Annotated in this window: 14 protein-coding genes and 2 pseudogenes; 8 read left to right on the forward strand and 8 right to left on the reverse strand. The window is 62.3% G+C overall.

Annotated features, from left to right (window positions below; translation table 11 throughout):
- Positions 1 to 58: 58 nt before the first annotated feature.
- Complete coding sequence (locus tag ACTHN9_RS01835) at positions 59 to 688, reverse strand: LysE/ArgO family amino acid transporter (RefSeq protein ID WP_440535044.1); 630 nt, start codon at positions 686 to 688, stop codon at positions 59 to 61.
- A 97-nt stretch (positions 689 to 785) separates the two neighbouring features.
- On the opposite strand from ACTHN9_RS01835, the gene ACTHN9_RS01840 reads away from it, so the two are divergent.
- Both ACTHN9_RS01840 and ACTHN9_RS01845 read left to right on the forward strand, forming a co-directional pair.
- Positions 786 to 1682: a LysR family transcriptional regulator ArgP gene (locus tag ACTHN9_RS01840; RefSeq protein ID WP_440535045.1), complete on the forward strand. Its 897-nt coding sequence runs from the start codon at positions 786 to 788 to the stop codon at positions 1680 to 1682.
- 181 nt (positions 1683 to 1863) lie between these two features.
- The gene (locus ACTHN9_RS01845) at positions 1864 to 2439 is read left to right on the forward strand and encodes a helix-turn-helix domain-containing protein (RefSeq protein WP_440535046.1); all 576 of its coding nucleotides are present in this window, start codon (positions 1864 to 1866) and stop codon (positions 2437 to 2439) included.
- Positions 2440 to 2469: 30 nt separating this feature from the next.
- On the opposite strand, the pseudogene ACTHN9_RS01850 reads toward ACTHN9_RS01845, so the two are convergent.
- Positions 2470 to 2769: pseudogene (locus ACTHN9_RS01850) on the reverse strand (IclR family transcriptional regulator domain-containing protein); the annotation flags it as partial.
- A 104-nt stretch (positions 2770 to 2873) separates the two neighbouring features.
- On the opposite strand from ACTHN9_RS01850, the gene kdgT reads away from it, so the two are divergent.
- The 4 genes from kdgT to ACTHN9_RS01870 all read left to right on the forward strand — a co-directional run bounded on the left by kdgT (position 2874) and on the right by ACTHN9_RS01870 (position 7190).
- Positions 2874 to 3902: a 2-keto-3-deoxygluconate transporter gene (kdgT, locus tag ACTHN9_RS01855; RefSeq protein WP_440535047.1), complete on the forward strand. Its 1029-nt coding sequence runs from the start codon at positions 2874 to 2876 to the stop codon at positions 3900 to 3902.
- A gap of 148 nt (positions 3903 to 4050) precedes the next feature.
- Entirely contained in the window at positions 4051 to 4671 is a 621-nt protein-coding gene (locus ACTHN9_RS01860; RefSeq protein ID WP_440535048.1) for a TetR/AcrR family transcriptional regulator, read from the forward strand.
- Positions 4672 to 4785: 114 nt separating this feature from the next.
- Entirely contained in the window at positions 4786 to 5724 is a 939-nt protein-coding gene (locus ACTHN9_RS01865; protein ID WP_440535049.1) for an alpha/beta fold hydrolase, read from the forward strand.
- A gap of 293 nt (positions 5725 to 6017) precedes the next feature.
- Positions 6018 to 7190, forward strand: a complete 1173-nt coding sequence (locus ACTHN9_RS01870; protein ID WP_440535050.1) for a methyl-accepting chemotaxis protein — start codon at positions 6018 to 6020, stop codon at positions 7188 to 7190.
- Here the strand turns inward: ACTHN9_RS01870 and ACTHN9_RS01875 are convergent.
- Positions 7187 to 8023, reverse strand: a complete 837-nt coding sequence (locus ACTHN9_RS01875) for a DUF72 domain-containing protein (RefSeq protein ID WP_440535051.1) — start codon at positions 8021 to 8023, stop codon at positions 7187 to 7189. The genes ACTHN9_RS01870 and ACTHN9_RS01875 overlap by 4 nt on opposite strands.
- A gap of 200 nt (positions 8024 to 8223) precedes the next feature.
- Positions 8224 to 9735, reverse strand: coding sequence for a peptide MFS transporter (locus tag ACTHN9_RS01880; protein ID WP_440535052.1), 1512 nt, complete (start codon positions 9733 to 9735; stop codon positions 8224 to 8226).
- A gap of 428 nt (positions 9736 to 10163) precedes the next feature.
- On the opposite strand from ACTHN9_RS01880, the gene ACTHN9_RS01885 reads away from it, so the two are divergent.
- The gene (locus tag ACTHN9_RS01885) at positions 10164 to 11519 is read left to right on the forward strand and encodes an OprD family outer membrane porin (RefSeq protein WP_440535053.1); all 1356 of its coding nucleotides are present in this window, start codon (positions 10164 to 10166) and stop codon (positions 11517 to 11519) included.
- 144 nt (positions 11520 to 11663) lie between these two features.
- Here ACTHN9_RS01885 and ACTHN9_RS01890 read toward each other — a convergent pair whose 3' ends face one another.
- Positions 11664 to 11909: a hypothetical protein gene (locus tag ACTHN9_RS01890; protein WP_206957965.1), complete on the reverse strand. Its 246-nt coding sequence runs from the start codon at positions 11907 to 11909 to the stop codon at positions 11664 to 11666.
- A gap of 257 nt (positions 11910 to 12166) precedes the next feature.
- Positions 12167 to 12736 (reverse strand): TetR/AcrR family transcriptional regulator, encoded by a 570-nt coding sequence (locus ACTHN9_RS01895; protein ID WP_440535054.1) that lies wholly within the window; start codon positions 12734 to 12736, stop codon positions 12167 to 12169.
- Between the two features lie 409 nt (positions 12737 to 13145).
- On the opposite strand from ACTHN9_RS01895, the gene ACTHN9_RS01900 reads away from it, so the two are divergent.
- Entirely contained in the window at positions 13146 to 13808 is a 663-nt protein-coding gene (locus ACTHN9_RS01900; protein WP_440258498.1) for a J domain-containing protein, read from the forward strand.
- A gap of 106 nt (positions 13809 to 13914) precedes the next feature.
- Here the strand turns inward: ACTHN9_RS01900 and ACTHN9_RS01905 are convergent, their stop codons facing one another.
- Positions 13915 to 14760, reverse strand: a complete 846-nt coding sequence (locus ACTHN9_RS01905; RefSeq protein ID WP_440258497.1) for an oxidoreductase — start codon at positions 14758 to 14760, stop codon at positions 13915 to 13917.
- 80 nt (positions 14761 to 14840) lie between these two features.
- A pseudogene (locus ACTHN9_RS01910) lies at positions 14841 to 15081 on the reverse strand (GntP family permease); the annotation flags it as partial.

Here is a 15081-nt window from a genome sequence, read left to right on the forward strand (position 1 = left end):
TGGATCGTTAGGTATCCGATCTATTGGGAGCGAGCCGGCAAGGTGCCGGCCGATCGCATCAACGCAGTTGCGCGGCCGCAACGAAAAGCACCATGCTTCCGATCGCGCCATCGAGCACGCGCCAGGCGAGCGCCTTGCGAAAGAGCGGGGCTAGCGCTCGGGCGCCGTAGCCGAGCGAGGCGAACCAGAGCGGGCTGATTGTCATTGCGCCGAGTGCGAACGACACGCGGGCGCCTTCCGGTTCGCGCGCGCCGGCGGTGCCGATGAGCAAAAGCACGTCGACATAGACATGCGGATTGAGCCAAGTGAAGGCCAAAGTCATGAGGACGACCGACCAGCCGCTCTGTGCGGCGGTGGGCGCCGCCTGGCCGCGCTCGCCGGCGACTTCCATCACGGCATGGCTCGGGCGCCAAGCGCGCCGGAGCGTGGATAGCCCGAACCACGCGAGGTAGGCGAGCCCGCCGTACAAGATGACTTCGACCAGACGCGGGTAGCGCGTGGCGAGTGCGGCAGCGCCGCCGACGCCGGCCGCGATCAACAGGAAATCCGAGAGCGTACACAACGTCACGATCTTGCCGACGTGCGAACGCATGATGCCTTGACGAAGCACGAACGCGTTTTGAGCGCCGATGGTGACGATTAGCGAGGCGCACAGCGCGGCGCCATGCGAATAGGCGGTCCAATTCATGATGGAGCGGGTAGACGATGCCGAGGAATGACGTTAGTCTGCATGCCGAATGCATCTAAGGACAGCTAAATCGGCTAAAGCCGATTAAGGAATGCTAATGATCGACTATGCCTTGCTCGATGCGCTCGCGGCGGTCGTGCGTCACGGTTCGTTCGACCGCGCCGCGAGCGAGCTGAACGTGACGGCATCGGCTGTCTCTCAGCGCATCAAGCTGCTCGAGGAGCGTGTCGGCAGTGTGCTCGTGAAGCGTGGGCAGCCCTGTGTAGCGACGGCATCGGGGGCGCTGCTGTGCCGTCACACCGAACGTGTGCGGCTGCTCGAGGCGCAACTGGCGGACGACATGCCGTCGATGGCGAGCAGTCTCATCGGCCAGTCTTGGCCCACGTTGCGCGTCGCCGTGAACGACGACAGCGTCGGCACTTGGTTCGTCGATGCCATTGCCGAGTTTTGCGCGCAGCGGCGCATGCTGCTCGATCTCGTGATCGACGATCAAGACCACACGGCGCAGCGGATCCGCGACGGTAGCGTACAAGGCGCGGTGACGACGCAGGCCGAACCGGTGCAGGGGTGCCGCTCGGTCCGGCTCGGCCGAATGCGCTACTTGGCCGTGTGCTCGCCGTCGTTCTTCGCGCGCTATTTCGGCGACGGGCTGAGTCGCGAGGCACTCAGGCGCGCACCGTGCGTCGTTTTCAATCCGAAGGATGCGTTGCAAGCGCGGTTCATGCGCCGCTTGACGCGCGCGGAAATCGAGCCGCCCCAGCACTGGCTGCCGCACGTCGGCGGGTATTTGCGCGCCTGCGTCACCGGGCTTGGGTGGGGGATGTGCCCGACGCAGATGATCGGTGCGTTGCTCGAGCGGGGCGAACTGGTGGAACTCGCACCGGGCCGCCACCTCGACATCGATCTGTATTGGCAGAGCTGGCGGCTTTCGATCGGCTGGCTCGACGAATTCAGCGCGGTTTTGAAGCGGCGAGCCGGCGAATTTCTCGACTAAAAGCGGGCGTTCGCCCTCTGCGGTAAACCCTCGGAATATCGATGCCTTTTGCGCATTGCAGTTCTGTTCTGGCAACATAGAGTGCTTCGTCCACCCGGAGAACGTTGCGCGAAGACGCAACGGGCGCATCGGCGCCGATAACTAGCGGTTTTCACCAACCACTGCGAGCAGCGCATTTCCTATGGTTTCGAACGTCGAAAGTGCCCGCCAAGCTGCGGATTTAGGCAGCAAAATCCGAGCGCTGCGGCACCGGCTGCATAAGACGCTCGATGAAACAGCAACGGTGGCCGGTATCTCCAAGCCGTTTCTGTCGCAAGTCGAGCGCGGCCTCGCCACCCCGTCCCTCACTTCCCTAGCCGGTATCGCCACCGCACTCGGCGTCACGCTCCAATACTTCGTGGATACGCCGAGCGAAGAGCGTTCGGTGCGTCGCTCGGGGCAGCTGCGGTTTTTCAGCTTCGCCGATTCGACAGACCTCTTTGCCCGCCTCACGAATTCGTCGGTGGGGAGTCAGCTCGAGAGCATCTTGGTGCGCTTGCCGGCCGGCCAGCCCTCGACGGCGGAAGTGACGACGCACGCGGGCGAGGAGTTCGTCTATGTGATTTCCGGGGAGATGTCGTTGACGCTCGAAGGCAAAACGTTCGTACTCTACGCGGGCGATAGCGCGCATTACGAATCGACGGTGCCGCACAGTTGGGCGAATACGGGCGACATCGAAACGACGCTCGTTTGGGTCGGTACGCCGCGGCTGTTTTAGGAACGCTCGAAGGGCGGCGGGCTCGATCGGTCAGTGATAGCCCATTATCTGCGAGACGGTGCGCCCGGCCTCTTTCGGTAGCGCAACGTAATGCGCCTTGGTGTCGGCGCCGCAGCGCATCGTCGGAAACGAGATCGATAATCCTGCGAGAATATGGCCGAACCGATCGAACACCGGTACCGCGAGACACAGTAAGCCGTCCTCTTGTTCCTCGTTGTCTTCGGCGTAGCCCCGCTCGCGTCCGCTGGGCACAATGGCGAGCACGGCTTGTGCCGACGACAGGGTCTTCGGCGTGGACTTCTTGTAGCGGCGCAAGTGCTGTCGCAGCTCGAGGGTATACGCCGAAGTGCGCCTGTTTCCGATTCGGAATATCGTTCCGATTCGTAAAAAGCGGACACATCCGGCAACCGGACGATCCCGTCCACGGAGGAGACGTGAATATCAAACAAGCGATAGACCGTATTCCTGGCGGGCTGATGCTCGTCCCGATGTTGCTGGGTGCATGCGTGCATACATTCGCGCCGGGTGCTGGCAAGTATTTCGGTTCGTTTACGAACGGGCTGATCAGCGGCACCGTTCCGATCCTGTCCGTCTGGTTCTTTTGCATGGGCGCCACGATCGATTTTCGTGCGACGGGCGTGGTGTTGCGCAAGTCTGGCACGCTCGTGCTGACGAAGATTGCCGTGGCATGGCTCGCCACGTTGTGCGCCGCGCAGTTCATTCCGCACGACGGGATCAAGACGGGCGTACTCGCGGGGCTCTCGCTACTCGCGATCACGGCGTCGATGGATATGACCAACGGCGGGCTGTATGCGGCGGTCATGCAGCAATACGGCACGACCGAGGAAGCAGGTGCATTCGTCCTGATGTCGATCGAATCGGGTCCGCTCGTGAGTATGTTCATCCTGGGAGCGACCGGCGTGGCGGTGTTTGAGGGGCGGCTGTTCGTGGGTGCCGTGCTGCCCTTCCTGATCGGATTTGCGCTCGGCAACCTCGATAGCCAATTGCGCGATTTATTCGGACGCTGCGTGCATCCGCTCATTCCGTTTTTCGGTTTCGCGCTCGGCAATGGCATCGATCTGAACGTTATCGCCAAGAGCGGTTTGCCCGGCCTTTTGCTGGGGCTGACCGTGATCGCGATCACCGGCGTTCCGCTCATGCTGACGGACAAATGGGTCGGCGGGGGCAACGGGGCGGCTGGGCTCGCGGCATCTTCGACGGCAGGCGCCGCGGTGGCGAACCCCGCGATCATCGGCGAAATGGTGCCGAGCCTCAAGCCGCTTGTGCCCGCCGCTACGGCAATGGTGGCCACCTCTTGTCTCGTCACGGCCATTCTCGTGCCGATTTTTACGGCGATGTGGGCGCGGCGCGCTCGTCGCATGTCCGGGTTGCCGGCGTTTCCGAGCCCTGTCTCCGGCGCCGCGGCGCATGGGGCGGCCATCGAGCAGGAAGGTCCCATCTGATCGACAGGACGGCGCTAAGGCGTGGCATACGCTGCCTTCGATATCGTCGAATTCGCATCGCACGAGGGGCTGCCACGGCGCGGTCCTTTTGCGGGGACGAACGAAAAAACGCTTGATTTGGAAGCGATTGCTTTCTAATATACGCGGCATGAACACTTCCATCGACAGCGAAGCCGAATCGCGCGGGCCGGGCCGACCACGAGAATTCGCGGTCGAGCACGTATTGGATAAAGCAATCGTTGTCTTCAGTGAGCTGGGCTATCACGCGACATCGATGGCCCGGTTGACGCAGGCGTTGAACATCACAGAAGGCAGCATCTACAAGGCCTTCAAGGATAAGCGGGGCATTTTCCTAGCGGCCTTCGAACGCTACGTCAACCAGCGCAGCGAACGGATGGCGCGCGAGTTGGCGGGGGCACGAACCGGCAGAGAATGCGTCGAAGCAATCCTTAGTCTGTATGCGGAGTACAGCCACGGCGCGGCTGGCCGGCGCGGCTGTCTCGTGGTTGGAAGCGCGGTCGATTTGGCAAGCTCGGACGCGGACATGGCCAAACGCGTGAGCAGCGTGCTCAAGCTACACGAAAAGCGCGTTGTCGACGCAATCCGGCGGGGACAGGAAGACGGCTCGATTTCCTCGCGGCTCGACGCGGAATCGACGGGGCGTGTGCTGCTGTGCATCGTTCAGGGCATGCGCGTGCTGGGCAAGACGGGCCGGTCGCACGGCGAAATGATGGGCGTGGTCGAAAACGCGCTCAAATTGCTCGATTGAGTTTTTTTGTCTAATTTGGAAGTGATCGCTTCCAAATGTAAATCAAGGGTCGTTTATGCCTCGTACGGGCAATCGGCGACGCGTTGCATCTCATTCAAACAGGAGAAAATCGTCATGGCGCATAGCGCAATTCGCACCTCCGCAGCCGATACATGCCTACCGTTCGATGCTGCAGGATTCTGGCGTGCGTTCCATCGAGATACCGTCACCGTCGGCGGCGTTCGTCTGCACTTCGTCGCGGGCGGCCGCGGGGCACCGGTGCTGCTGTTGCCCGGATGGCCGCAAAGCTGGTATGCGTGGCGATACGTCATGCCGCTGCTCGCCGAGGCAGGCCGGCGCGTGATCGCCGTCGATCCGAGAGGAATCGGCGATTCCGATCGACCGGCCGCCGGGTATGACATGCGAACGGTGGCCGCCGAGATACACGGTTTCATCGAGGCGCTCGAACTGACGGCCGATGGTTCGATCGACATCGTTGGGCACGATATCGGCGCTTGGATCGGTTATGCGCTGGCTGCCGAGTGGCCTCAAGACGTGCGCCGTCTTGCCGTCTTCGATTCGGCGCTGCCGGGTATTTCGGCGTTTCAGCCGGCAGGCATTCCGAGCGAAGAAGCTAACGTCCGGACCTGGCATTTCGGTTTCAACCGGTTGGACGATCTGCCCGAGATCCTGTTGCAGGGTCGCGAGCGGGAATTCCTGGCATGGTTGTTCCGCGCGAAATCGCTCAGAGGGTGGACCATCACGCCCACGGACCTTGAAGAGTATGCGAGAGTGAATGCCTTACCCGGCGCGACGCGCTCGGCACTGGCGTACTACCGGCACATCTTCAGCGCCGAAGGGCTGGAGTGCAATCGCCGGCGCGCCGAAACCCGGCTCGATATACCGGTGCTCGCATTCGGGGCACAGCGCGGAGCCGGAGCGATCTTGTTCGACACCATGCGCGTGGTGGCTCATGACGTAAGTGGCGGGGTCTTCGACGATTGCGGACACTACATGCCCGAAGAGGCGCCACGCGTGGTCGCGAGTCAAATTCTGGCGTTCACGGGCGCGTGACATGCACTGCTCGGCGGATCGTGCGCAAAGCTCACGCGCCCGTGTTCGATGGCCCGCCCCATAGAGCGTGCGTGCATCTCGGGCTCGAACCCGATAGGGAACTCGATCCCTAGCAGTGTCGTGTTCAGAGCCTGTATCACCGAAATGAATGTCGGATATTCACGGCATTTGGTATGCCAGGGCCCTTGATGAGCGCACTATGTCACGCATCGAAAGAATCGCGTAGACGCTTACCTATGTTTGCGCCAGGCGTCGGTGCGATGCGCTCGATATAACAAGAGGAGACGCAAGGCATGCAATTCCCGGCACTGACCGTGCGGCAACGCATCTTGATCCCGCTTGGGATCTGTCTGGCGGCCTCGCTGGCGGCAGGGCTCACCGCGGCGGCAGCGCTTATACCGGCCATTGGGCTGTCCGCGCCGGCCGCCATTCGTGCCGAGTTCGCGCTGTCGCTGGCGCTTGTTTTCAGTGCCGGCCTGGGCATGGCCAGTTTGATGAAAGTTGCGTATGGCGGCTTACTCAGAATGCGCGGCAAATTCGCTGAGCTGGCCGACACGCTGGATTTGTCGAAGCGTGCAGCACGGCTTAGCGCGGACGAATTCGGGCAGGCGGCCGCGGAGTTCGATCGGATGCTTGGCCGTATCGAGTCGACGGTGGCGATGGTCTCCTGGTGTACGGACAGCGTGGCGCGTGCCACGGCCGAAATCGCATCGGGCAACCAAGACCTTGCCGCACGGACGGAGCAGCAGGCGGCGTCGCTCGAGCAAACGGCTTCCAGCATGTTGGAAGTGACCGACGCCGTACAGCAGAACGCGGACCATGCTCGGGAGGCAAGTACACTCGCAACGGCGGCCGTCGGACTGGCCGAGCGGGGCAATGCGGCCGTCGCCGGCATGCTGACAGCAATGGAAGAAGTTGGCGGCAATGCGAATAGGATTGCGGACGTTAACGCGTTGGTCGACGGCATTGCATTTCAGACTAATATCCTAGCGTTGAATGCAGCGGTCGAGGCTGCCCGTGCCGGCGAGGCGGGGCGTGGGTTCGCCGTTGTCGCCGGCGAAGTTCGCGTTCTCGCGCAGCGTGCAGCCAGCGCGGCGCATGAAATCAAACAGCTCATCGCTGCATCGGGCATCTCTGTCCAACATGGTCTGAGCGAGGCACGGCATGTGAAGGCGGCAATGGATGAAGTGCGCAGCGCCATCCAGCGTATGTTCGGCTTGATTCGCCAGATCGCCTCGGCTTCCGAGGAACAGAGCCGAAGTCTCGGGGCGATCAGCCAAGCCGTCACGCAAATGGACGATTCCACGCAGCAGAACGCGGCGCTTGTCGAGCAAATTGCCGCGGCGTCGCAGGCGCTGACGCAGCAAGCGGAACACCTCGCCCGTGTCGTGGGCCAGTTCACCGTCGGCGAAGAGTTGTCGAAAAGGGAGCCTGTTGCGATAGGCAGCACGCCCGGCGAGCGCTAACGGTCGGTCAAGCGCTCTTCCAGCGCCATGGCGGCGATCGGATTGCTGGCCTTGTAGCCGCTGATGACATAAAGATAGACGTCGTGCGGCATTGGCTCGGGGGCGTTCGGCAGGACGGTGCGCAGATCGTCCGGCTGAGCGCCGACGACCCACTGTTTTGCGCGCACTGCCCATGCATTCAAAGCTTGCTCCGAATATCCCAACGTTTCGGTTTCAACGGTGCCCATGATGCGTGCATAGACGAACGAGGCGGTCAGGTCCGCAATCTGCGGATAGTCGCTATCGCCCGCCACGACTACTGCAACACCATGCTCGCGCGCGAGGGCAACGAACTCGGGATGGTGGAAGCTTTCGTGCCGGACTTCGACAGCATGCCGGATCGCGCGGCCGTCTACGCGTTTCGGCAGCAACTTCAGGAATGCGTCGAAATCCTCGGCATCGAATGGCTTCGTCGGGGCGAATTGCCAGTTGATCGGGCCGAGCTTGTCTTTCAGTGCGAGCACGCCGCTCGCAAAGAAACGCTCGATCGAATCGCCCGCTTCCCCCAACACCCGCCGATGCGTCGCAAATCGCGGCGCCTTCAACGAGAAGACGAAATGCTCGGGCGTCTCGTCGTGCCACTTCTCGAAGCTCGTCGCGCGTTGCGTGCCGTAAAACGTGCCGTTGATTTCGATCGAAGTCAGTTTGCGGCTCGCATACTCGAGTTCGCGCTTTTGCGTCAAATCGGTGGGATAGAAGCGCCCGCGCCACGGTTCATAGGTCCAACCGCCGATACCGATGCGGATGCGTCCTGTCGAGTCTGCCTCTTTTCGGTTGCGACGCGTGGCGGCCATGGGGGCTCCATTTTCAGTTAGGCTTCGCTGTTTCGACGGACTGTATAGCATCGTCGCCGACGGAAGAACGAGTTGCTGTCCCGTAGCCTCCGGAAACGACCATCCAAACTTCGCCCTGGCGACCATGGCAGGCCCACCGGGGCGGGCGAAAACGCCGAGCTGTCCAAGACGACGGCCATGTTAGGTGTGCCGTCGGCCCGTCACTCCGTAGCCATACTATGCGAGTTCGCGTCCGCGAGCGCTTCGTTCGATGCGCGCCGATGCTGATCCGACAGCTTGCGCATCAGCGGCAGCAGCAGGAGCGACATGACGACCCCGGCTGCGGCTAGCCAGCCGAGTTCCGCGAACAGATTCGTATAGAGCGTGAGCGACTGCGTGGCCGGCAAATCGCCCGACGGCACTTGCGCGAAGTTCGCGACGATGCTGCCCAAGTATTGGGAAATGCCTGTCGCCAGAAAGTACGCGCCCATCATGAAGCCGCTCATCCGCGCCGGGATATAACGCGCGATCATCGCCAGGCCGAGACCGCTGACGAGCAATTCGCCGAGCGAATTCAAACCGTAGCCCCACACCATGAACCACGACGAGACGCGGCCGTCGACCGCATAGCGGCCGCTGAACGCATAGATCACGAACCCGACCGCGACGGCCACATACCCAAGCGCGAACTTCGCGGCGATGCTGATATCGCCGCGGCCCTTCGCCAGCCTCGTGTAAGTGGCTGCAAGCACGGGGCTCAGCAGCATGATCCAGATCGGGTTCAGTGCCTGGAATTGCGCCGCGCTCCACGAGAACAGATGCACGCCGAACAGCGAGAAGGAAGGATCGACGTTGCGCAGTGCGAACAGCGTCAACGACGTCATCTGCTGCTGGTAGAAGATGAAAAACAAGATCGATTGCAGCACGAGCACGAGTGCGGCAATCAGGCCGGCGCGCTCGGAGCGGTCGCATTTGGCAATCATGTAAGCGAACAAAGCGAGGATGACGATCCCCCCAATGTCGACACAAGCAATGGCGAGCGACTTGTTGCCAAGGACGAGCGTCGCAGCCGTGCCGACCGCCACGGCGCCCAACGCCACAGCGCCGAGGCGGCGCCATACGATCGGCTTCGAATCGGGGGCCGAGCCGACGTGCGAAAGCGAGCGATAGCGCAGCAGAAAGTTCAAGACGCCGAGCAGCATGCCGCCGCAGCAGACGGCGAATGCCGTGCGCCATCCCCAACGATCCTTGATCCAAGGCGTGGCGAGGATCGAAATCGTCGAGCCGATGTTGACGGCCATGTAGTAGATCGTGAACGCACTATCGATGCGGGCATCGTCGCCTTCATAGATACGGCGGACGAGGTTGGCCGAATTCGCCTTGAATAGCCCGTTGCCGACGACGATAACGCCGAGCGACGCGTAGAGGAACGAGAGATGATCGTTCGGCAGCGCGAGCATGCCGTACCCGATCGAGAGCACGAGCGCGCCGAACAGCATCGTGCGGCGTGCGCCCAGGATTTTGTCGCCGATCCATCCGCCGATCGATGGAGCCGCATACACGAGCGCGGTGAAGGCGCCCCAAGTGAGGTTTGCGCGGGCGTCGCCGAAACCGAGCCGTTCGACCATATACAGCACGAGCAGCGCGCCCATGCCGTAATAGCCGAAGCGCTCCCACATTTCGACTAGAAAGATCGTCGTAAACGATCGTGTTTGCGAAGCCGACGAATTCATTAAAAGTTCTCCCTGATAGGTCGAATGACTTTCGCACGTTGTGCGTGCGGAGCGCGAACGCCGTCGATACGCCGCGCGATAGCGCGCGAATCGAGGCGTTCGCTGTGCGAGCTTAACGCCGGTACGCCGCGGCCATGCAGCGCCGCGCGCGATTCTCCTAGCCTCGCCGCCGAGCGTCACTTCGGGTATGCCCCAGGGGCTGCCCCAACAGCGTTGCTAGCTGCGCACGCAAGCGCTCGCGTGTTTTGATGCGCGCTGCAATAGGCCGATTGCCACCGCTCGTCGCTCCCCCCAACCCATCATTCGTCATCATGAAAGCCACGCAAATCTTTGCGAGGGCCTCGTCGCTTATCGATGCGACGGGCGCTATCGTACCCGTAGTTGTACGAACATGTTCGAAGCCAGTCTCGGTTGATAGGCCGGCTTCGATGAAATCGCGCGTCGTCGCATTGACGTGCGGCATGCAGGCGCTCGTCGGCGTCGCCGCGGCATACGCCGACGAACGCCCGGCGCTTGCGTCCGCCCCGATGCCCGCCCCGCGCAAGGGTCAGGCAGCCAGTGCCGGATTCGTCGCCGATAGCCGATTCGATCTCGAATGGCGCAACTACACCGATTACTTTCATGCGAGCGGCATTAGGCGGCATGCATGGGTCGAGGGTCTTCAGGCGAGAATCGAGTCGGGTTTCACTCGCGGGCCGATCGGCTTGGGGATCGATGCGGCGCTCTTCGGCGCGCTCAAGCTCGACGGCGGACAAGGCGCCCGCAACATGGTGTACCTCGGCCGGCACGGCGACGGCGAGCGTCGTTCCGCCTGGGCCTATCCGGGCATGTACAGCGTCAAAGCACGCGTTTCCGACTCGGTACTGCGCTATGGCCTGCAAAACGTATCGAACCCGTTCTTGGATCCGCACGACAACCGTGCTTTGCCCCCGACGTTTTTCGGCGCTTCGCTGCTCAGCCGCGAAATCGCCGGTTTATCGATGCAAGCCGGCAGTTTCACGAAGGTAGACCCGCGAGGCCAGACCAATCTGGTCTCGCTGCGCACGGCCTATGGGCGTGTCCCGTTCAAGCGCGTGAGCTATGCCGGTGCCACGTGGGATTATTCGCCGAACGGGTCGGTGTCGCTTTATGCCGATCAGGCGGACGACGTCTGGCGCCAATATTACGGATCGGTGCAACACAGCATCGGCCATGTGCAATCCATCCGGCTGACTGGGTTTGCCAACGTCTATTCCACGCACGATACGGGCGCGGCGATGCAAGGGCCCATTCATAACAATGCCTACAGCGTGTCGCTTTCGGCTCAGCACGGTCCGCACGGATTGCTCGTCGGCTATCAGAAAATACTCGGCGATCAGTTCTTCGATTACATCGACGAAACCGCCGGCGTCTACTTGGTCAATTCGATGGACGTCGATTACAACGCGCCGCACGAACAATCATTGCAGTTGCGCTATTGGTTCGATGGCAAACAGGCAGGCGTGCCGGGTCTGTCCGCTATGGTCTGGGCGCAGCAGGGCTGGGGTGCCGACGCGTCGGCCGCTGCGCGGGCGTATACACCGGGCGGACCGCCGTTCGGCGCGCTTTACTTTCGGAACGGACAACCCATTCGCGGGCGGCATCACGAGTTCGGATTCATGCCCACCTATGTCGTGCAAAGCGGGCCGCTGCGCCATACCAAGGTGGCGGCGATTGCCGAATGGCATGTCGGCTCGGCCGACTATGCCGACGGTACGAACCAGGTCTATCGGCTCGTGGTATCCGTGCCGATGCGCGTGTTTTGACCGCGAGCGCTTAAGCGCCCAAGCGGCTAAGCGGCTCGCGGCGGCGATCCTGCGGCCGCGAGCATGGGAAAGGGGAGAAAGAGAGAAAGCGCGTTCGGGGAGCGCGATGGCGATCGCGCCCGACTGGAAGGCGGTTCGGTAAATTTATCGGACGTGCTGCTCGCCCGGTAACTCTGCCCCATGCGCCCGGATGGCCGCGATCAATTCGGCTGGCGTGATTTCGTAGCGGACCTCCCGATGGATGCCGGGCTTGCGCTCGTCGATTTCGATCAGATGAATGCTTTTCCCGTCGTCCGTCGCTTCAAGCCGCAATGTGCGGACGACATGTCCGCCCGTGTCGTGGATTTCGGTGAGCAGGGTCATTGCCCCGGAAGAGCCGGTGGTGCGCATCGAACGTTTCCTCGAGTCGTGGGTGAAGCGATTGTACGGGCTTACGAGGGGCTCATGTCTGTCGCCGCGCGCGCATAGCGCTGCCTGCGAAAGACACGCCACGCGTGCCTCGCGCCCATTTCGTGTCGATGAGTGTATCGCGAAGTCCGGTCGCGTCAGCGCATTTTAAAAGTGCGCGAACACAATGCGCCACACCGCCCGCGCCAGGACTTGACGCTCTCGAAATTCACCGCCGGCGCGCGTGCCGGCGCCGATCGTCAGGCAACATGCATGCGTTCGTTCTCGAGGAAGGTCTGCGCGATGTCCCATGCGTCGCGCGCGGCATCGACCCGGCCGCTCAACTGCCGCGCCAAGGTCGCGCCGTCGAGCAGCAATGCGCAGCGGCGCGCGTGCCGCGCGGCCGTTTCGGCGTCGAAGCGTTCGGCGAGGATGCGTTCGAGCGTTTGTACGAAGTGACGGCGCTGCGCTTGCGACGCGGCGAGAATTTCGTTTTCTTCCGCATGGAATTCCGCAGCCGCATGAATCAACATGTTGCCGGTGAACGTATCGGTACGGAACCACGCATCGTGCCACTGAAAAATCGCGTGGAGCTTGTCCAGCGCGTCCGTGTGCGCCGCGATCGCGGCGGCGATGCCGGCGGCCAAGGCTGCACCCTGCTCGTTCAAAACTTCTACGACGAGGCGGCTTTTGGATGGGAAGTGCTTGTACATCGTCATCTTGGCGACGCGCGATTCGGCGATGATTCTATCGATGCCGACGGCATGAAAACCGAACTGCGAAAATAGCCGAGTCGCGGTTTCGATCAGCGCTTTCTTTTTTTCGCTCATTTAGAGGCCCGCTTCTATAGTGAAAGTTATCGGTTTTATCGTCGAAACCTCGTCGGGAACGATGCTTCTTCCTCCAAAAAAACGGCTTTTAGAAGAAACGTTTCGCAGCGTATGACTCGGTTCGGCTATGCCGCGCAGTCTCTCAATGTGCGGCAATGATCTCGAAGCCTCGTCATTCAAATCTAAGCGCGCGCTGAAATCAAGCCCCTTACGTTACTAATCCGATTGCACGAGCGTTTTATTTTGGCGTTCGCATGATTTATTCGCACAGTTGGCGTGGCGATCATGTCTTTCTGACAGTTTGCTTTCAGTCATTCGTTCGGCATGACCGCTCCGGGGCAACGCGCCGTGCCGGCGAGCGCGGTGATACGATCTCTCCTTAAGCCGGTAACCCTTCCTTCGACGAGACATGGTGACGCTGTACGACACGCTCGGCGTTCATGAAGACGCCACCGACGACGAAATCAAACGCGCGTATCGGAAGGCCGCGATGCGCGCGCATCCCGATCGCAATCAAGGCCGCGAAGCCGCGGCTCACGATGCCTTTCAGGAAATCAAGCAGGCTTACTCGATCTTGTCCGATCCGCAGCAGCGGCGCGTCTACGACGCTGTTTTCGCGCAGGAGATGGAGAAGCTGCGAGAGCACGAGGCGCAGCAGGCCCAGGCGGCCCGCGAGCGGGCCGAACGCGAGGCGCAGGCGGCGCGCGAACGCTACGAGAAGTTCGTCGCACAGGCGATGCGCTATGCCGAACGGGGCCACAACCGCGACGTCGTATTCGGCGTATTACTCGGCCGCGGATGCGACGAGACGCTGGCTGCCCGGATCGCCGACGGCATTGCGGCGCTCGCCGCGGCGCGGGCGCAAGGTGCTCGCGCGAGCCGTATCGATGCATCGGACGAAACCGGTGAAGCCGCGCCCGGCGCGAGCCGCACGGACGGTTCGCGGAAAACGCACTCCGATACGCCGCCGTCACGCGAAGCGCCCGGCGACGAGCCTGCCGAGCCCGATGCGGCTGCGCACGCGGGGCTCTTTACCACGCTCTGGCACGGGATGTTCGGCCTACGCTCATAAGTGCGATGCGCAAGACGGCGGGCGCCGTAACGATCGCCCGCCCGCTGTCTCGTTCGCCGTAGCGGCTGGGCTTGGGCCTGGGCCTCGGCCTGCCGCGGCGGTTTCGTTACGAGGAAAAATCGGTCGAGGTCGAGAGCGATTCCCAGGCGTCGATCTCGGCGCGCAATGCATCGAGTTTGTCGCGGGCTCGCTTGACGGCATCGGGGCCGAGGAGCAAATGCACGGGTGGGTTTTCCGATGCGACGATCTGCAGGATCGCGCGCGCGGCCTTGGCCGGATCGCCCGGTTGTTTGCCGCTGATCGACTGACGTCGCGCCCGGACGGGATCGAATACGGCATCGTAATCCGCAATCGAACGTTCCGCCCGCACCATCGAGCGCCCGGCCCAATCGGTGCGGAACGCGCCTGGCGCCACGGCCGTCACTTTGATCCCGAGCCCGGCCACCTCCTGGGCGAGACTTTCGGAAATGCCTTCGAGCGCGAATTTCGTGCCGTGGTAGGCGCTCAAACCCGGCAGCGTGATGTAGCCGCCCACGGACGTGATATTGACGATGTGGCCGCGCTTGCGGCGTCGCATATACGGCAGCACGCCTTGCATCATGGCGACCGCCCCGAACACGTTGACGTCGAATTGCTTGTGCCAATCGGCGAGAGTCGATTCTTCGAGCGTGCTTTCGTAACCGTAGCCGGCGTTATTGACGAGGACGTCGATTGCGCCGACTTTGCCTTCGATGTCGGCGATCGTATCGGCAATCGCGTCGGTGTGCGTGACGTCGAGCAGTTTGCCGATGGCCCGGCCCGGGCCAAGCAGTTCGAATTCGCCGAGCGCGGCTTGATCGCGCAACGTGCCGACCACGCGATGACCGTCGGCCAGGGCTTGCTGCGCCAGCGCACGGCCGAAGCCGCTGCTGACGCCTGTGATGAAAATGAGCTTGCTTTGCGTCGTGGACATCGATCCCTCCGGTTGGAATGAAGTCGCCGCCTATGCTACGGCAAGCGTTGCCTGTCGGCGGATCGTAAGCCCCTTCGACCTCACACGATGCCGGTCGTGTAATACACGCCGATCACGAAGAATACCGCCAGCGTCTTGATGAGCGTGACGGCGAAGATGTCGCGATAGGATTCCTTGTGCGTGAGCCCCGTCACGGCCAGCAGCGTGATGACGGCCCCGTTGTGAGGCAGCGTGTCCATGCCGCCGCTCGCCATCGACGCGACGCGATGCAGCACCTCGAGCGGTATGCCGGCGGCATTGGCGGCGGCGATGAACTGATTG

The organism is Trinickia sp. (genome assembly GCF_051953405.1).
Lineage (GTDB): Bacteria > Pseudomonadota > Gammaproteobacteria > Burkholderiales > Burkholderiaceae > Trinickia.